We start from the raw sequence: 25,466 nt of genomic DNA, 5'->3' as shown, positions 1-25,466 counted from the left end.
AGGCTGCTGGTGCTCAGCAGGGCGCCAGCGGGCGGCCGGCCAGCAGCCCCTGCACCTGTTCGCGCAGCGCCGCGTCGGCCGCCGGCAGGCGCAGCCGCACCGAACTCGGCTCGCGGTGCTCGGGCACCACCCGGGCGGTGCGCACGCCACGCCGGGTCAGCTGGGCCAGGTGCTCGCTGGCCGATTCCTGTGTCGAGAACACGCCCAGCGAGAGCCCGGGTGCGAGCGCGGCCTGCGTGATCGGTGCCGTGTCCACGCGCAGGGCGCGCAACTCGGCGCGCTTCTTCTCCAGTGCATCGGCGTCGGTGTAGCGGCCCATGTAGACGATCCAGCGGTCGGGCGGCGCAATCGGTTCCAGCGCCCAGGCCGCTGTTGGCACGCCACCGGCAGCCAACGCGCGGCGCAAGCCCTCGGCCTGGGTGTTGTCCAGGGGGCCGGCCTGCAGGCAGGTGGCGGCAGGGATGGCAGGGGTGGACGCTTCGGCCTGCGAAGCCGGTGCCGCGGGGGGCACGGGTGCCACGGGCGCGGACGGCGCCGGTTCCGGTGCCACCGGTGTCACGCGCAGCGCCTCGGGCCGGATCTGCTGCGCCAGGCGTTGCGGCTCGCGCGCCGACTCCGGTGCCAGGCCCAGCGGCGCCAGCAGGCCCTGCGACCACGCGAAGTAGGCGCAGTTGGCGAACAGCAGGGCCAGTGCCGTCGTCCGCAGCAGCATGCTCAGCTTTTCACCGGTCGCACGCTGACTTCGGAGCTGCTGATGCGCTGCAGCCCGGTGGCGGTTTGCACGCGCAGTGCGCCATCGGGGTCCACGCCGTCACCCATGCCCTCGGTGCCGTCGGACAGGCGCAGCGGCCGGCCCTTGAGCAGGTCGCGTGCCTCGAAGGCGGCGCGGAACGGCGCGAAGCCCTCGGCCTCGAACCGCTGGATGGCCTGCACCAGCGGCAGCGCGATGGCGCGCAAGGCCTGGCCGGCGTCCCAGCCGGGCTGCAGTTCGGCCAGCGCCGCGGGCGGTGTCGACAAGCCCTCAGCGGGGCGCGCCGCGATGTTGATGCCGATGCCGACGATGGCATGGCGCTCGCTGCCGGCGGCCACGGTCTCGATCAGGATGCCGGCCAGCTTGCGGTCCTCGAACCAGACATCGTTGGGCCACTTGAGCTGCAGCGCCGGATGCAGTGCGCCGACCACGGCCACGCCCACGGCCAGCGACAGGCCCGACCAGTCCCGGGGCGCCAGCGGCAGCGCCAGCGACATGGCCAGCGAACCGCCCACCTCGCCCTGCCAGGGCCGCCCCATGCGGCCACGGCCGGCGGTCTGGCGCTCGGCCACGAGCAGCGTCGGCTCGGGCCGGCCGGCGCGGATGCGGCGCATCAGTTCGCTGCTGGACGAGTCGATCTCGGGCAGCACCTCGACCGTGAAGCCCGGCAGCACCGGCGCCACGGCTTCCCAGATGTCTTCGGCAGGCCAGCGCAGCATGTTCATGTGCGGCGGCGCGGCTTGGGCGACAGCAGCGTGCCGCGGCAGCTCTTCGCGCCGCACCAGCAGGGGTACTCGGCCTTGAGCTTCTTGGTGTAGGGCTCGTCGATGATGAGCCCGTAGTCGTAGTTCAGTTCCTCGCCGGCGTGGATGTCGCGCAGCGCCTTGATGAAGATGCGGCCGTCCACTTCGTCGGCGATGCAGTTGGGCTCGCAGGCGTGGTTGATCCAGCGCGAGGAGTTGCCGCCGTAGGTGGCGTCGATGACGTGGTCCTCGTCGACATGGAAATAGAAGGTGTGGTTCGGGTCGCTCGGGTCGTGCGGGTGGCGGTCCTGCGCCTCCTGCCAGCTGATGATCTCGCCCACGTACTCGATGATGGTCTCGCCTTCGGCGATGTCCTGCATGGCATAGACGCCCCTGCCATGGACGCCCGAGCGACGGGCCTGGATGCGGCGCGAGGGCGTAGCGGGGCGCTGGGTTTTTGAAGCCACGGCGAAACTCTGTTAATTTAAAAAAAGGCATGCGCGCATGTGCGCGAGGCCGGATTGTAGGAGCCGCATTTGCAGCCCTGGCGCCGTGGAGCGCCGGGGCCGTGGCCCGCTGAATTACATTCGGCACAAATTTTGGAAGGCGCCCCGGCTGGCATCTCCGCGGGCCGGCGCCCTCGAAGGACATCGCAGAGTTTCTATATGAGCAAGACCTTGGTGATCGCCGAAAAGCCGTCGGTGGCGCAGGACATCGTGCGCGCACTCACGCCGGTGGCCGGCAAGTTCGACAAGCACGAAGACCACTTCGAAAGCGAGAGCTTCGTCGTGACCAGCGCCGTCGGACACCTGGTCGAGATCCAGGCGCCCGAGCAGTACGACGTCAAGCGCGGCAAGTGGAGCTTCGCGCATCTGCCCGTGATCCCGCCGCACTTCGACCTGAAGCCGGTGGACAAGACCAAGTCGCGCCTGAACGCGGTGGTCAAGCAGGCCAAGCGCAAGGATGTCACCGCACTCGTGAACGCCTGTGACGCGGGGCGCGAGGGCGAGCTGATCTTCCGCCTGATCGAGCAGTACGCCGGTGGCGCCAAGCCCCTGGGCAAACCGGTCAAGCGGCTGTGGCTGCAGTCGATGACGCCGCAGGCCATCCGCGACGGCTTCGAGCGCCTGCGCAGCGAAGCGCAGATGCAGGGCCTGGCCGATGCCGCGCGTTCGCGCTCCGAGGCCGACTGGCTGGTCGGCATCAACGGCACGCGGGCCATGACGGCCTTCAATTCGCGCGACGGCGGCTTCTTCCTGACCACCGTGGGCCGCGTGCAGACGCCCACGCTGTCGGTGGTGGTCGAGCGCGAGGAGCAGATCCGCAAGTTCGTGAGCCGCGACTACTGGGAGGTCCACGGCCTGTTCGATGCCCAGGCCGGCCAGTACGCGGGCAAGTACTTCGACCCGGCGTTCAAGAAAGCCGCGGCGCCCCTGTTGCCCAACGGCGAGCCCGATCCCGAGCAGCGGGCCGACCGCGTCTGGAACGCCCGCGACGCCCAGGCCATCGCCGATGCGGCGCGCGGCCAGCCGGCCACGGTGACGGAAGAGAGCAAGCCCACCACCCAGGCCAGCGGCCTGCTGTTCGACCTGACCTCGCTGCAGCGCGAGGCCAACAGCCGCTTCGGCTTCTCGGCCAAGACCACGCTGTCTCTGGCGCAGAGCCTGTACGAGCGCCACAAGGCCCTGACCTACCCGCGGACCGACTCGCGCGCGCTGCCCGAGGACTACCTGCCCGTGGTCAAGGACACCATGAAGATGCTGGCCAACAGCGGCATGAAGCACCTGGCCCCGTTCGCCAAGCAGGCCATCGACGGCGGCTACGTCAAGCCGACCAAGCGCGTGTTCGACAACGCCAAGGTGTCGGATCACTTCGCCATCATCCCCACGCTGCAAGCGCCCAGCGGCCTGTCGGACGCCGAGCAGAAGCTCTACGACTTCGTCGTCCGGCGCTTCCTCTCGGTGTTCTTCCCGAGCGCGGAATTCCAGGTCACCACGCGCATCAGCACGGTCGAGACGCAGGGCAGGAAGTACGCCTTCCGCTCCGACGGCAAGGTGCTGGTCAAGCCGGGCTGGATGGCCATCTATGGCAAGGAAGCCGAAGGCGAGGACGACGAGAAGGAAGGCGGCAAGCGCCTGGTGCCCGTGCAGAGCGGCGAAACCGTGCACGTGGCCTCGGCCGACGCCAAGGGCCTGCGCACGCGCCCGCCGGCCCGCTACAGCGAAGCCACGCTGCTGGGCGCCATGGAAGGTGCGGGCAAGCTCATCGACGACGAGGAACTGCGCGAGGCCATGCAGGAGAAGGGCCTGGGCACGCCAGCCACGCGCGCGGCCATCATCGAAGGCCTGCTGAACGAGAAGTACATGCTGCGCGAAGGCCGCGAGCTGATCCCCACAGCCAAGGCTTTCCAGCTCATGACGCTGTTGCGCGGCCTGGGCGTGGAGGAACTCTCCAAGGCCGAACTCACGGGCGAGTGGGAGTACAAGCTGGCCCAGATGGAGAAGGGCGCGCTGAGCCGCGACGCCTTCATGCGCGAGATCGCGCAGATGACCGAGCACATCGTCAAGAAGGCCAAGGAGTACGACCGCGACACCGTGCCGGGCGACTACGCCACGCTCTCCGCGCCCTGCCCGAACTGCGGCGGGGTGGTGAAGGAGAACTACCGCCGCTACGCCTGCACCGGCCCCAAGGGCAGCGGCGACGGCGCCTGCGGCTTCTCGTTCACCAAGTCGCCCGCGGGCCGCACGTTCGAGATCGCCGAGGCGGAGCAGCTGGTGGCCACCAAGCAGGTCGGCCCGCTGGAGGGCTTCCGTTCCAAGGCCGGCTGGCCCTTCGTGGCCGAGATCCGCCTGGCCTTCAGCGAGGACGACAAGAACTGGAAGCTGGAGTTCGACTTCGGCGACGACGCCAAGGACCCGGCCGAGACCGGCGAGATCGTCGACTTCAGCGGCCAGACCAGCCTGGGGCCCTGCCCCAAGTGCGGCGCGGGCGTCTTCGAGTTCGGCAGCAACTACATCTGCGCCCACTCGGTACCCACGGCCGAGCAGCCCCAACCCACCTGCGATTTCAAGACCGGCAAGATCATCCTGCAGCAGCCGGTGGACGAAGCCCAGGTGAAGAAGCTGCTGGCCGAGGGCAAGACCGACCTGCTCGACAAGTTCGTCAGCATGCGCACGCGGCGCAGCTTCAAGGCCTTCCTGGCCTGGAACAAGGACGAAGGCAAGGTGACCTTCGAGTTCGAGCCGCGCGACTCCAAGTTCCCGCCCCGCAAGGGCGCGGCGTTTGCCGCGAAGAAGGCAGCGCCGGCCAAGAAGGCGGCTGCGGCGAAGAAAGCCCCGGCCACCAAGACCGCCGCGGCCAAGACCGCCGCCAAAGCGCCGCGCAAGGCCGCGACGGGCACCGGCCTCAAGCCCAGCGCCGCGCTGGCTGCCGTCATCGGCGACACGCCCGTGCTGCGCACCGAGGCCACCAAGAAGCTCTGGGACTACATCAAGGCCAAGGGCCTGCAGGATCCGCAGGACAAGCGCAGCATCAAGGCCGATGCGGCGCTGCAGGCGGTGTTCGGCAAGCCCAGCGCCACCATGTTCGAGCTGGCCGGCATCCTCGGCAAGCACCTGGCCGCCTGAGCCTTGCCCCACAAGCGCAGGAGCGGCAACGCTCCTGCGCTTTTTTCATTCGGAGACACCCACCCCATGCGCATCCCCTTCCTTCGCCGCAGCCTCCTGGCCGGCCTGGCCCTGTCCGTGCTCGCGCCGCTGGCCCATGCGGCCTGGCCCGAGAAGCCCATCCGCCTGGTCGTGCCCTTCCCCCCGGGCCAGGCCTCGGACATCTTCGCGCGTGCGCTGGCCGAGCAGCTGGGCAAGCGCCTGGGCCAGCCCATCGTGGTCGACAACAAGGCCGGCGCAGGCAGCAACATCGGCACCGAGATGGTGGCGCGCGCCGCGCCCGACGGCTACACGCTGCTGATCGCCGGCAGTGCCATGGCGGTGAACCAGACGCTCTACAAGAAGCTCGGCTACGACCCGGCCAAGGACCTGGTCGGCATCTCGCTGATCGCCAAGGTGCCGCTGGTCTTCCTGGCCACGCCGGCATCCGGCATCAAGACCCTGGCGCAGATGGTGCAGCAGGCCAAGGCCGCGCCAGGCCGGCTCAACTACGCCAGCGCCGGCATCGGCGGCTCGCAGCATCTGTCGGGCGAGATGCTCAAGGCCCAGGCCGGCGTGTTCATCACCCACATCCCGTACCGCGGCAGCGGCCCGGCCCAGGCCGACTTCCTGGGCAACCAGGTGCCGCTGATGGTCGATTCGGTGACGGCCGCGCTGGCCAACATCCAGGCCGGCCGCGCCGTGCCGCTGGCCGTGACCTCGGCCACGCGCTCCAGCCAGTTGCCCGACGTGCCGGCCGTGCGCGAGACCGGCGTTGCGGGGCTCAAGGACTTCGAGGCCGTGGGCTGGCTCGGCCTGATGGCGCCCCACGGCACGCCGGCCGAGACGGTGGCGCGGCTCAACGAGGAGGTCGTCGACATCCTGCGCAGCGAGTCCATGGTCAAGTTCATGCGCGACCGCGGCTCCGAGGCGGCGCCGACGACGGGCCCGGAGTTCGACCGCTTCATCGCCAGCGAGATCACCAAGTGGGGCGCGGCCGTGAAGGCCTCGGGCGCGACGGCCGACTGATCCGGTTCAGGCGGCCAGCGCGCCGTCCAGCAGCTCCAGCGCCTGGCCGAAATCGAAGTCGGCCGCGGCCTGGGCCAGGGTGTCGAAGTCGGCACCCAGCACCTGCTGCAGCAGGCCGCGGTGCTGCTCCAGCAGGTCCAGCGCGGCGGCATCGTCGCTGGCCAGCAGCGCGCGCAGTTCGCTGCCGATGCGCTTGAACTGCTGCACGTCGGCGGGGGCCTGGGCCGCCGCCCTGCCTGGCGCCACGGCGGGGCGCAGGACCGGCGCCAGCGCCTGCAGCAAGGCCCGCAGCGGTGCCTCCACGGCTGCCACCAGGGCGGCCAGCTCGGTGCGCGGGTGCTGGGCGCGGATGGCGTGTTCGAGCTCGGCGGCCGCCGCCTGCAGCGCCTCGGCGCCGATGTTGCCCGCCACGCCCTTGAGCGTGTGCGCGAGCCGCTGCGCCAGCGCCATGTCGCCGGCGTCCAGCGCGCTGCGGATCTGTGCCGGCACCTCCTGCTGCCCTTGCTCGAACTTGCGCAGCAGGCTCAGGTACAGATCGCTCTTGCCCAGCGTGCGGCGCAGGCCGGCCGCCGTGTTCAGGCCTTCGATCTGCAGCGGCGCGGCCGGCACGGGCGCGGGCGCCGGTTCTGCGCGCGGCGCTGCGGCGGCCCGGGCGGCGCGCGCGGCGTCCGGCGCGATCCAGCGCAGCAGTGCGCGCTCCAGGTCGCTGGGCTCGATGGGCTTGCTCACGAAATCCACCATGCCGGCGGCCGCGCAGCGGTCGCGGTCGACCTGCATGGCGTTGGCCGTCATGGCCACGATGGGCGGCGGTGTGAAGTTCGCCAGCGCGCGGACCGCCAGCGTGGCCGTGATGCCGTCCATCACCGGCATCTGCATGTCCATGAGCACCAGGTCGTAGCGCTGGCGTTGCACCATCTCGAGCGCGATGGCGCCGTTGTCGGCCACATCGACGCGCATGCCCATGTCCTCGAGCAGGCCCAGCGCCACCTCCTGGTTCAGGTCGTTGTCCTCCACCAGCAGCACATGGGCGCCGCGCAGGCTGTCGAGCTCCTGCGTGGCAGGATGCGCCGCCGGCGTCTTGGCGCCGGCCGGCAGCGGCTCGCTGCCGTCGGCCAGCACGCGCAGGGTGCAGTCCAACAGGCCCGAGGCGTTGACCGGCTTCATGAGCACGTCGGCGATGCCGCAGGAGGCGGCGCGGGCCAGCAGTTCCTCGCGGCCGTAGGCCGTGACCATGACCTGGTGCAGCGTGCCCGGCAGCTGCAGCGCACGGATGCGCTGCGCCGTCTCGAAGCCGTCCATCTCGGGCATCTGCCAGTCCAGGTAGACCAGCTCGTAGGGCCGGCCGCCGTCCACGCCCTGGCGCAGCATGGCCAGGGCTGCGGCGCCACTGGCCGCGTCGTCGACCTCGAACATCATGGCCTCCAGCAGCGTGCGCAGCACGGTGCGGGCGCTGTCGTTGTCGTCGACCACCAGCACGCGCAGGCCGCGCAGCTTGGCCGACAGCGCCAACGCGCGCGGCTTGCTGTGGGCCAGGCCCAGCCGCGCCGTGAACCAGAAGGTGCTGCCCTGGCCGGGCGTGCTGGTCACGCCGACCTCGCCGCCCATCAGCACGGCCAGCTTCTTGCAGATCGCCAGGCCCAGGCCGGTGCCGCCGTACTTGCGCGTGGTCGAGGTGTCCGCCTGCTGGAACGACTGGAACAGGCGTTGTTGCTGTTCCTGCGCCAGGCCGATGCCGGTGTCGCGCACGGCGAAGTGCAGCAGCACCTGGCCGGCCAGGCGCTGGCGCACGCGCACCACCACGTCGATGCCGCCCGTCTCGGTGAACTTGATCGCGTTGCTGGCGTAGTTGACCAGCACCTGCCCCAGCCGCAGCGGATCGCCGACCAGCGAGGTCGGCACGTCGCGGCCCACGTCGAACACCAGCTCCAGTCCCTTGGCGGCGGCCTTGTCGGCCACCAGCGTGGCCACGTTGTCCAGCAGGTGGTCGAGTTCGAAGTCGACCGACTCGACGACCATCTTGTCGGCGTCGACCTTGGAGAAGTCCAGGATGTCGTTGATGATGGCCAGCAGGTGCTGGCCGGACTGCTGGATCTTGCTCACGTACTCGCGCTGGCGCGGCGCCAGGTCGGCCTTGAGCACCAGGTGCGACATGCCCAGGATGGCGTTCATGGGCGTGCGGATCTCGTGGCTCATGTTGGCCAGGAAATCCGACTTCATCTGCGCCGCACTCTCGGCCGCCTGCTTGGCCGTCTGCATGGCGGCCTCGGCCTGCTTGCGCTCGCTGCTGTCGCGCGCGAACAGCGTGCCGTGCCAGACCTCGTCGATCGGGAACACCGTCATGCCGGCCTCCACCGGGATGCGGCTGCCGTCCTCGCGCAGCGCCGTGAGGTCCCAGAAGCGCCCGGCCGTCAGGCGCCGGGCGTCTGCGTCCAGCCCCCGCGCGAGGATGTCGGGCAGCGTGGGCTCGCCTTCCAGCTGCACCAGGGCCTGCAGGCGTTGGCCCACGGCGCGGGCCGCGCTGTGGCCGAAGGTCTGCTCGGCCACGGCGTTCCATTCCTTCACCACGCCCTCGTGGTCGATCAGCACCACGGCCAGCGGTGCGCCGTCGATCACGGTTCGCGAGCGCAGCTCGCTGACCGACAGCGCGCGCGTGCGGCGTTCGATCTCGCGTTCCAGGCTGGCGCGGTGGGCCTGCAGGTCGTCGATCAGCTGGTTGCGGCTGCGCCGGGCCACGATCGCGCGCAGCGCGCTCCAGTCGGGCTGGCCCATGCCGGGCAGGTGCGCCTCGAAGCGCCACCCCGCAGGCGTGCGCACGGTGCCCAGCAGGCCACCCGTGTGCGGCGCTTCGTCCATCAGCCGGGTTTGCAGCCACAGCGTGTCCGCCGCCAGGCCGATGTCGACCTGCTCCACGTGCAGCGCGGCCAGGCGGCGCAGCAGGCTGGACAGCCCCGGCAGCAGCAGGTCCACCGTGATGGCGGGCACGCGCAGGGCCTGCAGCACCTGGCGCAGCTTGGCGCGCACGGCGTTCACCTCTGCGGGTCCGAGCTGCAGGCTGCCCAATGGGCCCGCATTGGGGCTGGCGGCCTGGCCGTCAGGCTTCATGGTGGGCATCGCAGCACCATGCAGGTGGCATCGTCGTGGTCCTTGCCGTGCTCGCGCAGCACCTGCTGCGCGACGTGCTGCACGCCGTGGTGGCGCAGCGGCAGCAGCTGTTCCACGGTGAGCCGCTCGTTGATGCCGTCCGTGGTCAACAGCAGCGTGTCCTGCGGCGTGATCTGCACGCGCGTGGGGCGCAGGCGCGGCATGTTGTTGCCGCCGACGATGCCCGGTTGCGCATCGATGCACAGCCCGGGCACGCGCAGGCAGAACAGCCGCGTGTTGCCGACGCCGGTGACCACGGCCTGGCGGCTTTGCGCGTCCACGAAGACCAGCGTCAGCGCCAGGCCGATGCTGCCGCGCACCTCGGCGTGCAGGCCCTCGGCGAGGCCGACCACGTCGGCATGGGCGTTGGCGGCCAGCCAGCGCTCGCAGTGGCGCGCCAGCCGGTGCGCCTCTGCGCCATGGCCCAGCACGTCCAGGATGCCGAACACGGTGCCGTGCGGCACGGCCTGCAGCACGCAGCCGTCACCGCTGACGATCTCGCCATAGCAGGGCCGCCGGGCCTGCCCGTACTGCCAACCCGCGGGCGTGCCGGGCTGCCGTATGGCCGCCGGGCTGTCGGGCAGGGCGGGACCGGTGCGCTCGGCCGTGGACGGCGGGGCGTCCTGCAGCCAGCGCCGTGCGCGCACGCGGGTGCCGGCGGCGGCTTCGGAACGGATGTCGAACTGGTCGGACATGCGCCGCACGCCGGGCAGGCCCAGCCCCAGCGTGCCGCGGCTGCTGTAGCTTTCGGTCAGCGCCAGCGCCAGGTCGGCGATGCCGGGGCCGCGGTCTTCGGCCAGCACCTCCACATAGGCGCGCGGGCTGGTCTGCAGGCTCACCGTCATGCTGCCGCGACCCGCGTACTTGACGATGTTCATGCCCAGTTCGGAGACCACCGTGGCCGCCTCGGTGGCCAGCAATGTCCGCGCGCCGGCCTGCTGTACCAGTGCATAGACCAGCATGGCGGCGTTGTAGACGTCGGCCTCCCTGTCGATGTGGATGCGCTGGCGCTGTACGCCCTCGTCCGCATGCATCTCAGTCCCCGGTCGGCAGGGCCAGGCCCTGGGCCACGTCGCAGGCGCCGGGCACGGCGGAGAGGTCGGCGTCCAGCGCGGCCAGCGCGGCCACGGTGCCGGGGCGCATGCCCACCAGCACGGTGCCGGCGCCCAGCAGCTTGAGCATGCTGGCGGTGGTCACGATGTGCGCGTACTCGTGCTCGTCCAGCGTGACCAGGCCCGACAGGTCCAGCAGCACGCGCGTTGCCCGGCTCTGCACCACGCGGCGCGCCAGGTCTTCGCGCAGCCAGTCCAGCAGTTGCGGGTGCGGGTCGATCTGCAGCGAGGCGAACACGACCTTGCCGATCATCGAGACCGGGACGCGCGTCTCCTCGACCGGATCCATGGCCTGGCGCTCAGTTGCGCGAAAGCTCGGTGACGGTGCGGCCGATGACGCGGAACGCGCGCTCCAGCGCATCGTGCAGCGTGGCCGAGGTGGAGATCTCGCTCACGTCGAAGCCCAGGTTCACCATGGTCTGGGCGATCTCGGGCGAGATCCCCGAGACCAGCGAGGTGCAGCCCATGAGGCCGGTGGACTTGGTGATCTTGATCAGGTGGTTGGCCACGCCCGAATCGACCACCGCCACGCCCGAGATGTCCATGATGAAGACCTTGGCGCGGGTCTGGCTGATGCGCTTGAGCACGGTCAGCATCAGGTCCTGCGCGCGGCGCGAATCGATGATGCCCACCACCGGCAGCATCAGGATGTCTTCCCAGATCTGCGTGACCGGCGTGGACATTTCCAGCAGCGCCTGGCTCTGCTTGGCGATGCGCTCGTTGATCAGGCGCGAGTAGGTGTCCGCCACGATCGTGATGTCGAAGTGCATCAGCTTGGTGAACGCCTGCAGCGCCACCAGGTAGTCCTCGTTGCTGAGCTGGCCCTCGTACAGCGTCTTGGTGAGCAGCACGAACGAGTAGTTCATGGCCGCGAAATAGCTCGGCAGCGACAGGCCGATGCGCGCATGCGTGGCGCCCACGTGGCGGCGCTCGGCCACGTAGCGGTCGTCCACCTCGGCGGCGAAGGTGCGGCGCCAGTACTGCAGTTGCTCGGCGCGTGCGTGGGCGGTGATCTCCGGGCTGGTGAAGACGATCTGGTACTCGGGCAGGTCGGCGATCCAGCGGTAGAACATCTCGCCGTATTCGTTGAGCCGGGGCACGATGTGGGCGCCCAGCTTGCGCACCGCAGCGAGGTCTTCCGGCGCCAGATCGTGCATCTGCAGCAGCCCGTCCACCGTCATGTCGCGAATGTCTGTCTGCACCGGCAACCTCCGCAGGAAATCGATCGTTGTTGCAGATTAACACATAATTACTGGAGGAAATATGTGCGTTTTGCAGTGCAAATGATGCGTCTGGCGCACGGATTTGGACGCGCGGGGCGCCTTCGATAATCGCGCGATGGACAGACTGAAACAGCTGGAGTCGTTCGTGTCCGTGGCCACGCGCGGCAGCCTCACGGCCGCGGCCAGGGCCGAAGGTGTGGCGCCGGCCGTCATGGGCCGCCGCCTCGATGCGCTGGAAGAGCGGCTGGGCGTGCGCCTGTTGATGCGCACCACGCGGCGCATCACGCTGACCTACGAGGGCACGGCCTTCCTGGAAGACTGCCAGCGCCTGCTGGTCGAACTGGCCAATGCCGAGGCCAGCGTGGGGGCCGGCGGTGTCAAGGCCAGCGGCCACCTGCGCGTGACGGCGCCGGCCGGCTTCGGCCGCCGGCATGTGGCGCCGCTGGTGCCGCGCTTCCACGAACTGCACCCCGAGGTGACGATCTCGCTGAACCTGAGCGACCGCCTGGTCGACCTGACCGGCGAGAGCTTCGACTGCGCCGTGCGCGTGGGCGACCTGCCCGACTCCTCGCTGGTCAGCCTGCGGCTGGCCGACAACCGGCGCCGCTGCGTGGCCACCAAGGAGTTCCTGCGCCGTCACGGCACGCCGCGCCACCCCTCGGACCTGCCACGCTTCGCCTGCCTGACGCTGTCCAGCGACGCCTCGCAGACACGCGGCTGGGCCTTCGCGATGCCGGGCGCCAGCGGCGCGCACGAGGTCGTGCACCTCAAGCCCGGCGGGCCGCTTGATTGCTCGGACGGCCAGGTGCTGCACGACTGGTGCCTGGCCGGCTACGGCATCGCCTGGCGCAGCACCTGGGAGGTGGAGGCCGAGATCGCCGCTGGCCTGCTGGTGCCGGTGCTCGACGAGTTCGCCGCGCCGCCCAATGGCATCTACGCCGTGTTCCCGCAGCGCAAGCATCTGCCGCTGCGGGTGCGGCTGTGGCTGGACTTTTTGAAGGCGCAGTACGCGCGGCCGGGCTTCTGGGGTTTGTGACAGGACCGGCCACCGTGCCGGCCCAGCAGGTGCTGCGCGTGGCGCGCGGGCGCATCGTCTTCACCCGTCGTGCTGGCAAGGAACAGCCCGTGTTCTTCGGACGCGGCACCTTCCGGCGCATGGCCTGCCGCGCGGCGGCAAAATGTCGTCGCCGTCGTACAACAAATCGGGTCGTGTCGATGATTCTCGAAACCGTTCTCGCCTATGTGCACTGGGTCGCCATCTTCACGATGGTGGTGTTTCTGGCCAGCGAGGCCGCGCTGTGCCGCGTGGAATGGATGAACGCCCGCGTGGTCGAGCGGCTCGCGCGCGTGGACATGGTGTACGGCATCGCCTCGGTGGCCGTGTTGCTGACGGGCCTGGCGCGCACGGTCTGGGGCGTCAAGGGCATGGGCTGGTACTGGTCCAATCCGCTGCTGCACGGCAAGGTCACGCTGTTCGTGGTGATCGGGCTGATGTCGATCAAGCCCACGCTGACCTACCTGCGCTGGCGCCGGCAACTGCGCGCCACGGGTGCCTTGCCGGCCGACGAGGAGGTGCGGCGCACGCGCAAGACGGTGATGGTGCAGGCGCACCTGATCCCGCTGGTGGCGCTGCTGGCGGTGTTCTTCGCGCGCGGATTCGGCAAGTGAACGTGACAACGGCCCCGTGAGGGGCCGTCGTGGCAAGGCGGAGGGGATCAGGCCTTGTTGCAGTCCGACAGGTACTTGTTGCGTTCATCGCCCTTGAGGCCCTTGGCCGCGGCTTCCTTGCTGCAGGCACCGAGCTTGGAACCCGGCTTGTCGGCCACGGCCGCCACACCCTTGTTGCAATCGGACAGGTACTTGTTGCGTTCGTCGCCCTTGAGCCCCTTGGCGGCTGCTTCCTTGCTGCAAGCGCCCAGCTTGGAGCCGCTCTTGGCTTCGGCGGCCGGCGCGGCCGCCATACCCTTGTTGCAGTCCGACAGGTACTTGTTGCGCTCATCGCCCTTGAGCCCCTTGGCGGCAGCCTCCTTGCTGCACGCCCCCAGCTTGGAGCCGGGCTTGGCGTCATCGGCGGCATGGGCGCTGCCCAGCGACAGGGCGAACGCCGCGGCCAGGATCAGGGAGGCGGTTTTCAACATGGAATGTCCTTCGAATGCGTTGAAGAGAGGCGGGTCCGGCAACGGCTGCCGGCCCCACTCTAACGCCGCAGGCCGCCCGCGGATGACCCGTTTCTCTCAGAGTTCTGTGACGATGCGTTGCGCCATCTGCGCAAAGATCGCCTGCACTGCCTGGTCCAGCCACTGCAGCACGGCGCGGGCATCGCCCTTGCGCCGCAGCAGCGCCAGCACCTGGTCCTGTGCCGGGCTGCGGATGCGCCGCAGCGCGATGCCGGTGCGCCCCAGCAGCAGGGCCGATTGCGGCACCAACGCATGGCCCAGGCCGGCGGCGACGAGATCGAGCACGCCGTGCACGGTGCTGGCTTCGTAGCGGATGCGCGGGCTGAAGCCGGCCCGCGCGCACAGATGGATGGACTGGTCGAAATACGCCGGGCCGCGGTGCCGTGTGAAGGCGACGAAGTCCTGCTCGGACAGCAGGCGCAGGTCGATCGCATCGCGCGGCCCAGGCGGCGCAGGCAGCGCGGTGGCCGGTGAGGCCAGGCAGAACGGATCGTCCATCTGCGCCGGCGCGACCACCCGGGGATGCCGCGCCGGGCTGCGCGCGATGCCGGCGTCCAGGTGGCCGGCGACCAGGGCCTCGGCCTGTTCGCTGCTGATCATCTCGCGCAGCTCGATGCGCAGCGTCGGGTGGGCCGCGCGCAGCTGGCGCACCAGCCCGGGCAGCACGGTGCTGCTGGCAGAGGGCACGTAGCCCAGCGCCAGCACGCCGCTGCTGCCGTCGCCCTGCAGCCGCTCCTTGAGGTGGCCGGCGCGGTCGAGCAGCGCGCGGGCTTCGGGCACCAGTGCCTCGCCCGCGGCCGTCAGCCGCACGCCCTTGGGGTGGCGCGCGAACAGCGGCGTTCCCATCTCGTTCTCGAGTTGGCGGATCTGCACCGACAGCGGCGGCTGCGCGATGAACAGCTTCTCGGCCGCCCGGCTCAGGCTGCCGGTCTCGGCCACGGCGATGAAGTAGCGCAGGTGCCGCAGTTCCATGGTTTCACCCATACCTTGTGAGTATGGGAACCATACCCGAACGGTGTTTGGAATATTGCACAGGCCTGCCGAGAATCCGGCCCGCAACCCCCTGCTTCGGAGACAAGCCCATGAAGAGACTGTTCGCCCCCGTGTTCGGCGGCCTGGCCCTGGCCGCCACGGCGCAGGACTGGCCCGCCAAGCCCGTCAAGCTGGTCGTGCCGGCGCCGGCCGGCAGTTCGCTGGACTTCATCGCGCGCACGCTCGGCGACAAGCTGCGCGAGCGCTGGAAGCAGCCCGTGGTGGTGGACAACAAGGCCGGTGCGGGCGGCATGCTGGGCATGGCGCTGGTCGCCAAGGCGCCAGCCGATGGCTACACGCTGGGCATCGGCTTCAACGGGCCGATCGCATTCGGCCCGTACATGTACAAGAAGATGAGCTACGACCCGGCGCGCGACCTGCTGCCCATCGTGCTGACGTCCTCGCAGCCCAATGTGCTGGCCGTGCCGGCGGGCAACCCCGCCAAGACCCTGCCCGAATACGTGGCCTGGGCCAAACAGCAGAACGGCAAGGTCAGCTACGCCTCGGTCGGCGCCGGCAGCTCCTCGCACCTGACGATGGAGCTGTTCCGCAGCACGGCCGGCTTCGAGGCCACGCACGTTCCGTTCGCGGGCTCGCCGCCGGCCGGCCTGTCGCTGGCCTCGGGCGAGACGCATGGCTTGTTCACGGTGGCGCCGGCCCTGCTGCCGCTGATGCAGAGCGGCCGCATCCGCCTGCTGGCCGCCACCAGCCTGAAGCGCATGGAGGGCATGGCCGATGTGCCGACCGTGGCCGAGCAGGGCTACCCCGGCTTCGAGGCGCTGGCCTGGAACGGCCTGTTCACGGCGGCCGGCACGCCGCCCGAACTCGTTACCCGCATCAACGCCGACGTCAACGCCGTGATGCAGGACGCCGGCGTGCGCGAGGCCTTCGCCAAGCAGGGCCTCGTCATCGGCGGCGGCACCGCCGACAGCTTCAGGAGCTTCATCGCGGCCGAGGGCGGGAAGTGGGGCGCGATCATCCAGAAGGTCGGCATCACCGTCGATTGAAAGCCTGACATGCGAGCCTTTCAAAAAACCCGCGCCGCGGCGGGACTCGAACTGGTCGACGTGCCGGTGCCCGTCGTAGATGCGGAATCCGACGAGGTGCTGGTGCGCGTGCGCGCCACCGGCATCTGCGGCAGCGACCTGCATGTGGACGACTGGACGCCGAGCTACGCCTTCATCGCGCCCAGCATCCCCGTCACCATCGGCCATGAGTTCGTGGGCGTGGCGCAGAACGGCCCGTTGGCCGGTCGCCGCGTGGTGGTGCGGCCCTCGGTCACCTGCGGCCGCTGCGCCGCCTGCACCGACGGCCGGCACGATGCCTGCGAGCGCCGCCGCGGCATCGGCATGACGCGCGACGGCGCTTTTGCGCCCTGGGTGCGCGTGCCGCAGCGCAACTGCGTGCCCGTGCCGGACAGCTTGAGCGACGACATGGCCGCACTGACCGAGCCGCTGACGATCTCCATGCAGGCGCTGCGCATCGCGGGCGACGTGGCGGGGCTGCGCGTGCTGGTCATGGGCCCGGGCACCATCGGCCAGGGCATCGCGGCGCTGGCGCGGCGCGCCGGTGCCAGCCAGGTGGTGGTCAGCGGCCACGACGACGCGGCCCGCTTCGACGCGCTGCGCGCCATGGGTTTCAAGGCGCTGGTGGATGTGAAGGCGCAATCGCTGGCCGACGGCACGCGGCCGTACACCGGCGGTGCGCCCTTCGACCTCGTCTTCGAGGCCACCGGTGTGCCCGAGACCATCGCCGAGGCGCTGGCCCTGCTGCGCCGCAACGGCACGGTGGTGGTCACCGGCATCCACGCCCGGCCGCTGGCGCTGGACCTCACGCCGCTGGTGCGCAACCAGCAGCAACTGCGCGGCTCGTTCCGCCCGCCCGAATCCGATTGGCCGCTGGCGCTCGCGCTGATGGGCGAAATGGATGCGGTGCTGCGCCCCATGGTCAGCCATGTGCTGCCGCTGGCCCGGGCGCACGAGGGCTTTGCGCTCGCCCATGGCAAGCTGGCCAGCAAGGTGCTGCTGTGCCCGGAGCCCGGCGATGCCTGAGGCCACCGCGCTGCTCGCGCTGTGGAACGGCGTGGACCCCGCGCACGCGTCCGAATACGACCGCTGGCATGCCGAGGAGCATGTGCCCGAGCGCCTCACGGTGCCCGGCATGCAATGGGCGCGGCGCTACGCGGCCCTGTGGCCACAGCCGGGCCCGCGCTACCTCACGCTGTACGGCTTGCGGGACGCCCGGGTGCTCGAGGAAGAGGCCTACCAGCGCCTGCTGCGCGAGCCCACGCCCTGGAGCGCGCGCATGCGTCCACACCTGTGCGACATCTCGCGCTGGGTCTGCACGCTGGCCGCGCCGCACGCCGGCCCCGAGGGCGCCTGGCTGCAGCTGCACACCTTCGACGCCGCCGAAGCCGCCCGCCAGCAGGCCGACCGCCCCGACGACCTACTGGCCGAGCGCCTGCAGGGCGCCGCCCCGCTGCCCTGGCTGCAGCACAGCCAGGCGCTGGCGGTGGATGGCCGCTGGCTGGTGGCCCGCGGGCAGCGGCAGCAGCCGGCCGGCCACCGGCCGGGCACCATGGTCTACGCCGCGCTGCCGGTGGGCGCAGCCTGAGCCCGGCCGTGTAACCGGGCGGCGCGATGGCGCCACCTAGAATCCCGCGGATGTTTTCCGTCAAACAAGAATTGCTGGTCGCGCTGGGCGCCGCGCTGGAAGAGGTTTCGCCCGGCGCCGGGGCGCGCGCCGCCTTCGAGACCCCCAAGGTCGCCGCCCGCGGCGACCTGGCCTGCACCGCGGCCATGCAGCTGGCCAAGCCGCTCAAGCTCAACCCGCGCCAGCTCGGTGAGCAGCTGCGCACGGCACTGCTGGCGCAGCCGGCCGTGGCGCAATGGGTCGCGGCCATCGACATCGCCGGCCCCGGCTTCCTGAACCTGAAGCTCAAGCCCGAGGCCAAGCAGCAGGTGGTGCGCGAGGTGCTGGCCCAGGGCGAGCGGTTCGGCACGCAGCCGGCCAACGGCCGCAAGGTGCTGGTCGAATTCGTCTCGGCCAACCCGACCGGCCCGCTGCACGTGGGCCATGGCCGCCAGGCGGCCCTGGGCGACGCGATCTGCAACCTCTACCAGTCGCAGGGCTGGGACGTGTGGCGCGAGTTCTATTACAACGACGCCGGCGTGCAGATCGCCACGCTGACCAACTCCACGCAGTTGCGCGCCAAGGGCGTCAAGCCGGGCGATGCCGGCTGGCCCGAAGCCGCCTACAACGGCGACTACATCGGCGACATCGCCACCGACTTCCTGGCGAAGAAGACCGTCAAGGCGGACGACCGCGAAGTCACGGCCAGCGGCGATGTGGACGACCTGGATTCGGTGCGCGAATTCGCCGTGGCCTACCTGCGCCGCGAGCAGGACCTGGACCTGAAGGCCTTCCAGGTGCGCTTCGACAACTTCTACCTCGAGTCCAGCCTGTACACCTCGGGCCGCGTCGACGACGCGGTGGCCCGCATGCAGGCCTCGGGCAAGACCTACGAGAAGGACGGCGCGCTGTGGCTCAGGTCGACCGACTACGGCGACGACAAGGACCGCGTGATGCGCAAGTCCGAAGGCGGCTACACCTACTTCGTGCCCGATGTGGCCTACCACATCGCCAAGTGGGAGCGCGGTTTCACCAAGGTCGTCAACATCCAGGGCACCGACCACCACGGCACCATCGCGCGCGTGCGCGCCGGGCTGCAGGCGGTGGGCGTGGGCATTCCCGAGGGCTACCCTGACTACGTGCTGCACACCATGGTGCGCGTCATGCGCGGCGGCCAGGAGGTCAAGATCTCCAAGCGGGCCGGCAGCTACGTGACGCTGCGCGACCTGATCGAGTGGACCAGCAAGGACGCCGTGCGCTTCTTCCTGCTCTCCCGCAAGCCCGACACCGAGTACGTGTTCGACGTCGACCTGGCCATCGCCCAGAGCAACGACAACCCGGTCTACTACGTGCAGTACGCCCATGCGCGCATCTGCTCCGTGCTGGCCGCCTGGGGCGGCGACCGCGCCAGCCTGGCCGGCACCGACCTGTCGGCGCTGCAGAGCCCGCAGGCCGATGCGCTGATGCAGCTGCTGGCCAGGTACCCCGACATGCTGACCAGCGCGGCCGCCGAGTTCGCGCCGCACGACGTGAGCTTCTACCTGCGCGAGCTGGCCTCCAGCTACCACAGCTACTACGACGCAGAGCGCATCCTGGTCGACGAGCCGGCCGTGCGCACCGCGCGCGTGGCGCTGGTCGCGGCCACCGCCCAGGTGCTGCGCAACGGCCTGGCGCAACTGGGCGTGAGCGCGCCCGAGAAGATGTGAAACCCCGATGACGCAAGCACAGCAACGCAAACGGCCGGCGGCCAAGTCCGGCGCCAAGGCGGGACGGGGACAAACCGGCGGCACCATCATCGGCTTCATCGCGGGCGTGGTCGTGGGGCTGGTGGCAGCGCTGGCCATGGCGGTCTACGTCACCAAGGTGCCCGTGCCCTTCATGAGCGGCAAGACCCCGTCTGGCCGGCCGGTCGACGACGACGCCGAGACCCGGAAGAACCAGAACTGGGACCCGAACGCGCCGCTGCACGGCCGCAACCCGGGACGCCCGGCGGCGCCCTCGTCCGTGCCGGCAGCCGCACCGGTGACGCCGCCCGCGGTGGCCACGGCAGCCCCGGCCACCGCGCCGCGGGTGGACAGCGCCCCGGCCACGGCACGCCCCGCCGCCCCGTCGGCCGACCCGCTCGGCGACCTGGCGCGCTCCCGCGCGGGCGCCACGCCCGCACCCGCCGCGGCGCCGGCGGCCACCGCCGACCCGTTCGACTACTTCGTGCAGGCCGGCGCCTTCCGCACCGCCGACGACGCCGAAGCCCAGCGCGCCCGCCTGGCCATGATGGGCCTGGAAGCCCGCGTGACCGAGCGCGAGCAGGCCGGCCGCACCGTCTACCGCGTGCGCATGGGCCCCTACCGCTCGCGCGAGGATGCCGAGCGCACCAAGGCGCGCCTGGACGGCACGGGCGCCGATTCGGCCCTGGTGCGCGTGCAGCGCTGAAGCCCGGTCCGGGCTGAAACTTTTTGCGACCGATGCCGGTCACACCGCCCCTAGGAGTGAAACCAATGAAACGTCGTGAGTTCTCGAAAGCCGGCCTGGCCGTGTCCGCGCTGGGCCTGTCCCAGGCACCTGCCGCCTGGGCCCAAGCCAAGGCCGGTACCGATTACCTGGTGCTGGACAAGCCGGCCGGTACCGAAGCGCCACCCGGCAAGATCGAGGTGGTCGAGTTCTTCTGGTACGCCTGCCCGCACTGCAACGCCTTCGAGCCGGCGCTGGAGTCCTGGGTCAAGCAGCTGCCCAAGGACGTGGCCTTCCGCCGCGCGCCCGTGGCCTTCCGCAACGACTTCGTGCCGCTGCAAAAGCTCTACTACGCGCTGGAAGCGCTGGGCAAGGTCGACGAGCTGCACCGCAAGGCCTTCTACGCCATCCACGTGGACAAGCAGCGCCTGAACACCGACGACACGGTGATCGCCTGGGCCGCCACCCAGGGCCTGGACAAGGCCAAGTTCACCGAGATCTACAACTCGTTCAACGTGGCCACCAAGGTGCGCAAGGCCACGCAGCTGCAGGACGCCTACAAGCTGGCCGGCGTGCCGGCCATCGGCATCAATGGCCGCTACTACACCGACGGGACGCTGGCGCAGAACATGAACCGCGCCCTGACCGTCACGGACCAGCTGATCGTCGAGCAGCGCGGCAAGGCCAAGTCGTAGACTGCATCCATATTGCACTGCACAATGGCCCGCTGATGCGGGCCATGTCGTTTTTGCATTCGCTCACGCCCGCTACAATGGCCGAGCAAGATTCGTGCCTTTCATGAAACCCACCACCGCCTCCTTCTTCGTCAGCCTGGCCCTTGTCCTGTCTTCCGGACTGGCGCTGGCCGAACGTGCCGACCGCGACAAGCCCATGAACATCGAGGCCGATGCCATGCGCTATGACGACCTCAAGCAGGTCAACGTGTTCACGGGCCGCGTGGTCGTGACCAAGGGCACGATCCTGACGCGCGGTGCGCGCGTGGAGGTGCGCAAGGACGCCCAGGGCTACCAGTTCGCCACCATCACTGCGGCGCCGGGCGAGCTGGCCTACTACCGCGAGAAACGCGAAGGCGTGGACGAGTACGTCGAGGGCCAGGGCGAAGTGATCGACTACGACGGCAAGGCCGACAAGGTCATCTTCACCCGCCGCGCCGTGATGCGCCGCTTCGTCGGCAGCACCATGAACGACGAGGTGACGGGCAACGTCATCGTCTACAACAACGTGACCGAGGTCTTCACGGTCGATGCGGCCAAGCCCGGCAGCACCAACCCCGACGCCCGCGTGCGCGCCATGCTGTCGCCGGCGCCTGCGGCCAGCGCGGCCAAGCCGCCCGCAGCAGCACAGCCGAGCGCACCGCTCAAGCCCAGCACCCGGCTCGGCACGGAGAAGAACTGAGGTGGGGGCCGCGGACAGTGCCTTCGGCGAAGCGGGCGGCAGCCGCCTGGTGGCGCGCCAGCTGGAGAAGTCGTACGGCAGCCGCAAGGTGGTGCACGACGTCTCGCTGACCGTCAACAAGGGTGAGGTCGTGGGCCTGCTGGGCCCCAATGGCGCGGGCAAGACCACCTCGTTCTACATGATCGTGGGCCTGGTGCGGGCCGATGGCGGCCACATCTCCATCGACGGCCAGTCGGTCGAGCACATGCCGATCCACCGGCGTTCGAGCCTGGGCCTGTCCTACCTGCCGCAGGAAGCCTCCATCTTCCGCAAGCTCACGGTCGAGGAGAACGTGCGCGCCGTGCTGGAATTGCAGCGCACGCCCGAGGGCAAGACGCTGGGCCGCAAGGTGATCGAGGAACGCCTGAGCGGCCTGCTGCAGGACTTGCGCGTGGACCACCTGCGCGATTCTTCGGCGCTGGCGCTGTCCGGCGGCGAGCGTCGCCGCGTGGAGATCGCACGTGCGCTGGCCACGCAGCCGCGCTTCATCCTGCTGGACGAGCCCTTCGCGGGCATCGACCCGATCGCCGTGATCGAGATCCAGCGCATCGTGAGCTTCCTCAAGGGCCGTGGCATCGGCGTGCTGATCACCGACCACAACGTGCGCGAGACGCTGGGGATTTGCGACCACGCCTACATCATCAGCGAGGGCCGCGTGCTGGCCAAGGGCACGCCCGCGGAGATCGTCGACAACGCAGAAGTGCGCCGGGTGTACCTCGGCGAGCACTTCCGCATGTGAGGAAGGTCCCCGCTCCCCGATGAAGCAAGGCCTCTCGCTCCGCGTCTCCCAGCACCTGGCACTGACCCCCCAGCTGCAGCAGTCGATCCGGCTGCTGCAGCTGTCCACGCTCGAGCTGTCGCAGGAGGTGGAGCAGATGCTCGACGAGAACCCGTTCCTGGAGCAGTCCATGGACGAGGCGCCGGGCGAGGACTTCGGCCTGGCGCAGGCCGACACGCCGGTGCGCGAGGAGGACCGCGACACCGAGGCGGCACTGTCCAGCGGCCTGGACTACGCCACCGAAGCACCGGCCGAGAACCGCAACGAATCCGAATCGCCGCTGACCGGCCAGGCCGACGAACACGACTGGGGCGGCGACGGCACGCACGACGTGGCGCCCGACGACGGCGAGTGGGGCGGCGACGCGCTGCCGCGCAACGGCGCCACGCAGGGCGAGGACGGCGAGGCCGATGCCACCGAACTGGCGCGCAGCCAGGAGTCGCTCACCAGCTTCCTGCACCGCCAGGCGCTGTCGCTGCGCCTGTCTGAGGAAGACACCGCCGCGCTGCGCTTCCTGATCGAATCGCTCAACGAGGACGGCTACCTCGAAGACAGCCTGGAAGAGCTGGCCGCCGGTTTCGCGGGCGACGACCCCGAGGCGCAAGAGGAGCTCGTGCACCGCTTCACCGTGGCCCTGCGCCTGCTGCAGAGCCTGGAGCCGCCCGGCGTGGGCGCCCGCAACCTGGGCGAATGCCTGGCGCTGCAGATCCGCGCCCTGTCGGAGGACGCGGTGCCCGCACCGCTGCGGCGCACCGCGCTGCGCATGTGCCGCCAGTCCATGGACCTGCTGGCGCGGCGCGATTTGCGCCGCCTGGCCAACCTGTGCGGCGACAACGAGGCGGGCATCAAGGCCGCGCTGACGCTGATCACGCGGCTCGAGCCCAAGCCCGGCCGCAAGTTCGTCGACGTGGAACGCAACGTCATCGTGCCCGATGTCATCGTCGTCAAGAGCGGCCGCGGCGCCAACGTGCGCTTCCGTGCCCAGCTCAACGCCGACGTGATGCCGCGCCTGCGCGTGCACGACATCTACGCCAATGCACTCAAGCAGCACCGTGGCGGCGGCCGCGAGGCCTCCGACACCGCGGCGCTGCAGCAGCGCCTGCAGGAGGCGCGCTGGTTCATCAAGAACATCCAGCAGCGCTTCGACACCATCCTGCGGGTGTCCAACGCCATCGTCGAGCGGCAGAAGAACTTCTTCACCCACGGCGCGCTGGCGATGCGCCCGCTGGTGCTGCGCGAGATCGCCGATGAGCTGGGGCTGCACGAGTCCACCATCAGCCGCGTGACCACGGCCAAGTACATGTCCACGCCGTTCGGCACGTTCGAGCTCAAGTACTTCTTCGGCTCCTCGCTGGGCACGGAGACCGGTGGCAACGCCTCGAGCACCGCCGTGCGTGCGCTGATCAAGCAGTTCGTCACGGCCGAGGACACGAAGAAGCCGCTGTCGGACAGCCAGCTTTCTGACATGCTCAAGGAGCAGGGCATCGAGTGCGCGCGCCGCACCGTCGCCAAGTACCGCGAAGCCCTGCGCATCGCACCAACAAACCTGCGCAAAGCGCTGTAGCCATGCAAAACCTGCGCTTGTTCCTGCCCTGTGCGGCGGGTGTCGAAGCCATGCTGGCCGACGAGGCCGCGCGCATCGCCGGCGCTCCGGTCCAGGCCCGCCGTGCCGGCGTTCGGCTGACCGCCTCCTGGCGCGACGCCATGCGGCTGAACCTGCACAGCCGGCTGTGCCAGCGCGTGCTGATCGAGTTGGCCCATGGCGACTACCGCCAGGAGCAGGACCTCTATGCGATCGCCTCCAACGTCGCCTGGGAAGCCTGGTTCACGCCGCGCCACAGCTTCAAGATCGAACTCACCGCCCAGCACAGCCCGCTGCAGAGCCTGAACTTCGCGGCGCTGCGCATCAAGGACGCCATCGCCGACCGCTTCCGAGACAAGACCGGCAGCCGGCCCGACGTGGACACGCGCTTTCCGCAGGTGCGCATCTACGCCCACCTCACCACCGACCGGCTGCAGCTGTACATCGACAGCTCCGGCGAGCCGCTGTTCAAGCGCGGCTGGCGCGAGGACAAGGGCGACGCGCCGCTCAAGGAGACCCTGGCCGCCGCCATGCTCGCGGCCAGCGGCTGGGACGCCCAGACCCCGCTGTACGACCCCTGCTGCGGCAGCGGCACCATCGCCATCGAGGCCGCGCAGATCGCCTGCGGCATCGCCCCGGGCCTGAACCGGCGCTTCGGCTTCGAGCGGCTGGCGCCGTTCCAGGCGCATGTCTGGGCCGCGCTGCGCGAGGAAGCCCAGGCCGCCCAGCATGCCCCGACGGCCACCGTGTTCGGCAGCGACGTGGCCCACCGCATGGTCGATTTCGCGCAGCGCAACGCCGAGCGCGCCGGCGTCGCCGCGGCCGTGCAGCTGCGCGGCGGCGACGCACTGCAGCGCATGCCGCCGGCCGAGGCCGGCACCATGTTGCTGAACCCGCCCTATGGCGAGCGCATCGCCGTGGCCGGCGTCGCTGGCAACCGGCTCGGACAGCCGCAGCGTGGCGGCCGCGAAACCGCGCAGACCGACGACGGCGGCGATTTCTTCCCGCAGCTGGCCACCCACTGGAAGCGCAACTACGCCGGCTGGACGGCCTGGGTGCTCACGCCCGACGCCAAACTGCCCAGCCGCATGCGCCTGAAGGAATCGCGCCGCGTGCCGATGTGGAACGGCCCCATCGAATGCCGGCTGTTCCGCTTCGAGCTGGTCGCCGGCTCGGCGCGCGGCACGCCCGCCGCACCCGTCCCGCCGCCCGCCGAGGGCCATGAGGCCAGCTGAAGCCGGCCGCGCCGTGGTGCTGGACACCAACGTCGCGCTGGACCTGCTGCTGTTCCAGGACCCCCGCACCCGCGCGCTGCAGGAGGCGCTGGCGCAGGGCCGGCTGCACTGGCTGGTGCTGCCCGGCATGCGCGAGGAGTTCGCACGCGTGCTCGACTATCCCCACCTGCTGGCCTGGCGCCAGGCCCATGGCCGCTCCGCCGAAACCGCACTCGCGGCCTTCGATGCGGCGAGCCGCACCGTAGAGGCAGCGCCCTCTGTGGCCGTACGTTGCAGCGATCCGGACGACCAGCCCTTCATCGATCTCGCCGTCGCCCACCGTGCCCTGTTGCTGAGCAAGGACCGGGCAGTGCTCGCCACGCGCGCCCGGCTCGCCAGCCTGGGCGTCGACGTTCTGCAACAGTTGCTTACCAAGCGTCATGCAGGTGCAGCCTCGCACGGTGCCGAGGACGGCGCGAAGCTGGCACACTTCCCCGATATGTAAG

At 70.2% G+C, this 25,466-nt stretch carries 23 protein-coding genes and 1 pseudogene; 15 read left to right on the top strand and 9 right to left on the bottom strand.

All coding sequences use genetic code 11. The features are described from left to right. Nucleotides 1-13: 13 nt before the first annotated feature. The 3 genes and pseudogenes from DES41_RS32655 to DES41_RS32645 form a co-directional block, all read right to left on the bottom strand. Nucleotides 14-712 (bottom strand): SPOR domain-containing protein, encoded by a 699-nt coding sequence (locus tag DES41_RS32655; protein WP_342769698.1) that lies wholly within the window; start codon nt 710-712, stop codon nt 14-16. Nucleotides 713-714: 2 nt separating this feature from the next. Then, nucleotides 715-1,476, bottom strand: coding sequence for a biotin--[acetyl-CoA-carboxylase] ligase (locus tag DES41_RS32650; RefSeq protein ID WP_114471801.1), 762 nt, complete (start codon nt 1,474-1,476; stop codon nt 715-717). A gap of 14 nt (nt 1,477-1,490) precedes the next feature. Next, a pseudogene (locus tag DES41_RS32645) lies at nt 1,491-1,961 on the bottom strand (SET domain-containing protein); the annotation flags it as partial. 198 nt (nt 1,962-2,159) lie between these two features. Between DES41_RS32645 and DES41_RS32640 the strand changes: the two are divergent. Together DES41_RS32640 and DES41_RS32635 are read left to right on the top strand one after the other, a co-directional pair. Further along, nucleotides 2,160-5,120, top strand: coding sequence for a DNA topoisomerase III (locus DES41_RS32640; protein WP_114471799.1), 2,961 nt, complete (start codon nt 2,160-2,162; stop codon nt 5,118-5,120). 66 nt (nt 5,121-5,186) lie between these two features. Then, nucleotides 5,187-6,167: a Bug family tripartite tricarboxylate transporter substrate binding protein gene (locus DES41_RS32635; RefSeq protein WP_114471798.1), complete on the top strand. Its 981-nt coding sequence runs from the start codon at nt 5,187-5,189 to the stop codon at nt 6,165-6,167. Nucleotides 6,168-6,173: 6 nt separating this feature from the next. Here the strand turns inward: DES41_RS32635 and DES41_RS32630 are convergent, their stop codons facing one another. From DES41_RS32630 to DES41_RS32615, 4 genes are read right to left on the bottom strand one after another with little or no spacing between them, the layout of a single operon-like run. Continuing rightward, nucleotides 6,174-9,278, bottom strand: coding sequence for a hybrid sensor histidine kinase/response regulator (locus DES41_RS32630; RefSeq protein WP_114471797.1), 3,105 nt, complete (start codon nt 9,276-9,278; stop codon nt 6,174-6,176). Next, nucleotides 9,266-10,342, bottom strand: coding sequence for an ATP-binding protein (locus DES41_RS32625; RefSeq protein WP_114471796.1), 1,077 nt, complete (start codon nt 10,340-10,342; stop codon nt 9,266-9,268). Before DES41_RS32625 ends, DES41_RS32630 begins: the two co-directional genes overlap by 13 nt. A 1-nt stretch (nt 10,343) precedes the next feature. Further along, nucleotides 10,344-10,709 carry an STAS domain-containing protein gene (locus tag DES41_RS32620; RefSeq protein ID WP_114471795.1) on the bottom strand — a complete coding sequence of 122 codons (366 nt, stop codon included), beginning with the start codon at nt 10,707-10,709 and terminating at the stop codon, nt 10,344-10,346. Between the two features lie 10 nt (nt 10,710-10,719). Further along, nucleotides 10,720-11,622, bottom strand: a complete 903-nt coding sequence (locus tag DES41_RS32615) for a protoglobin domain-containing protein (protein WP_211333131.1) — start codon at nt 11,620-11,622, stop codon at nt 10,720-10,722. A 136-nt stretch (nt 11,623-11,758) separates the two neighbouring features. Between DES41_RS32615 and DES41_RS32610 the strand changes: the two genes are divergently transcribed. Next, nucleotides 11,759-12,679 (top strand): LysR family transcriptional regulator, encoded by a 921-nt coding sequence (locus tag DES41_RS32610; RefSeq protein WP_114471793.1) that lies wholly within the window; start codon nt 11,759-11,761, stop codon nt 12,677-12,679. 179 nt (nt 12,680-12,858) lie between these two features. Continuing rightward, a complete protein-coding gene (locus DES41_RS32605; protein ID WP_114471876.1) occupies nt 12,859-13,311 on the top strand; it encodes a DUF2214 family protein in 453 nt (150 codons plus the stop codon). 47 nt (nt 13,312-13,358) lie between these two features. On the opposite strand, the gene DES41_RS32600 is transcribed toward DES41_RS32605, so the two are convergent. After that, the gene (locus DES41_RS32600) at nt 13,359-13,781 is read right to left on the bottom strand and encodes a PsiF family protein (RefSeq protein WP_114471792.1); all 423 of its coding nucleotides are present in this window, start codon (nt 13,779-13,781) and stop codon (nt 13,359-13,361) included. A gap of 96 nt (nt 13,782-13,877) precedes the next feature. Continuing rightward, nucleotides 13,878-14,792, bottom strand: a complete 915-nt coding sequence (locus DES41_RS32595; RefSeq protein WP_170168355.1) for a LysR family transcriptional regulator — start codon at nt 14,790-14,792, stop codon at nt 13,878-13,880. A 110-nt stretch (nt 14,793-14,902) separates the two neighbouring features. Between DES41_RS32595 and DES41_RS32590 the strand changes: the two genes are divergently transcribed. From DES41_RS32590 to DES41_RS32540, 11 genes are all read left to right on the top strand, one after another. Beyond that, the gene (locus DES41_RS32590; protein ID WP_114471790.1) at nt 14,903-15,859 is read left to right on the top strand and encodes a Bug family tripartite tricarboxylate transporter substrate binding protein; all 957 of its coding nucleotides are present in this window, start codon (nt 14,903-14,905) and stop codon (nt 15,857-15,859) included. Between the two features lie 9 nt (nt 15,860-15,868). After that, nucleotides 15,869-16,903 carry a zinc-dependent alcohol dehydrogenase gene (locus DES41_RS32585; RefSeq protein WP_114471789.1) on the top strand — a complete coding sequence of 345 codons (1,035 nt, stop codon included), beginning with the start codon at nt 15,869-15,871 and terminating at the stop codon, nt 16,901-16,903. After that, entirely contained in the window at nt 16,896-17,465 is a 570-nt protein-coding gene (locus tag DES41_RS32580; RefSeq protein WP_114471788.1) for a DUF4286 family protein, read from the top strand. The genes DES41_RS32585 and DES41_RS32580 overlap by 8 nt, the downstream gene beginning before the upstream one ends. 50 nt (nt 17,466-17,515) lie before the next feature. Then, nucleotides 17,516-19,189: an arginine--tRNA ligase gene (gene argS, locus DES41_RS32575; protein ID WP_114471787.1), complete on the top strand. Its 1,674-nt coding sequence runs from the start codon at nt 17,516-17,518 to the stop codon at nt 19,187-19,189. 7 nt (nt 19,190-19,196) lie between these two features. Further along, entirely contained in the window at nt 19,197-19,913 is a 717-nt protein-coding gene (locus DES41_RS32570) for an SPOR domain-containing protein (protein ID WP_114471786.1), read from the top strand. Between the two features lie 65 nt (nt 19,914-19,978). Beyond that, nucleotides 19,979-20,626, top strand: coding sequence for a thiol:disulfide interchange protein DsbA/DsbL (locus tag DES41_RS32565; RefSeq protein ID WP_114471785.1), 648 nt, complete (start codon nt 19,979-19,981; stop codon nt 20,624-20,626). Between the two features lie 103 nt (nt 20,627-20,729). Continuing rightward, on the top strand, nt 20,730-21,347 hold the full coding sequence (lptA, locus tag DES41_RS32560; RefSeq protein ID WP_114471784.1) for a lipopolysaccharide transport periplasmic protein LptA: 618 nt from the start codon (nt 20,730-20,732) through the stop codon (nt 21,345-21,347). Nucleotide 21,348: 1 nt separating this feature from the next. Next, nucleotides 21,349-22,125 (top strand): LPS export ABC transporter ATP-binding protein, encoded by a 777-nt coding sequence (lptB, locus tag DES41_RS32555; RefSeq protein ID WP_114471783.1) that lies wholly within the window; start codon nt 21,349-21,351, stop codon nt 22,123-22,125. Between the two features lie 19 nt (nt 22,126-22,144). After that, nucleotides 22,145-23,728, top strand: coding sequence for an RNA polymerase factor sigma-54 (locus DES41_RS32550; protein WP_114471782.1), 1,584 nt, complete (start codon nt 22,145-22,147; stop codon nt 23,726-23,728). A 2-nt stretch (nt 23,729-23,730) separates the two neighbouring features. After that, the gene (locus tag DES41_RS32545) at nt 23,731-24,981 is read left to right on the top strand and encodes a THUMP domain-containing class I SAM-dependent RNA methyltransferase (RefSeq protein WP_114471781.1); all 1,251 of its coding nucleotides are present in this window, start codon (nt 23,731-23,733) and stop codon (nt 24,979-24,981) included. A gap of 13 nt (nt 24,982-24,994) precedes the next feature. Further along, nucleotides 24,995-25,465 carry a putative toxin-antitoxin system toxin component, PIN family gene (locus DES41_RS32540; RefSeq protein WP_245965971.1) on the top strand — a complete coding sequence of 157 codons (471 nt, stop codon included), beginning with the start codon at nt 24,995-24,997 and terminating at the stop codon, nt 25,463-25,465. Nucleotide 25,466: the final 1 nt, after the last annotated feature.

It is taken from the genome of Pseudorhodoferax soli, assembly GCF_003337555.1.
Classification (GTDB): domain Bacteria; phylum Pseudomonadota; class Gammaproteobacteria; order Burkholderiales; family Burkholderiaceae_C; genus Pseudorhodoferax; species Pseudorhodoferax soli.
The sequence above is the reverse complement of the archived record's forward strand: the minus strand, read 5'-3'. Positions and strand labels throughout refer to the sequence as shown.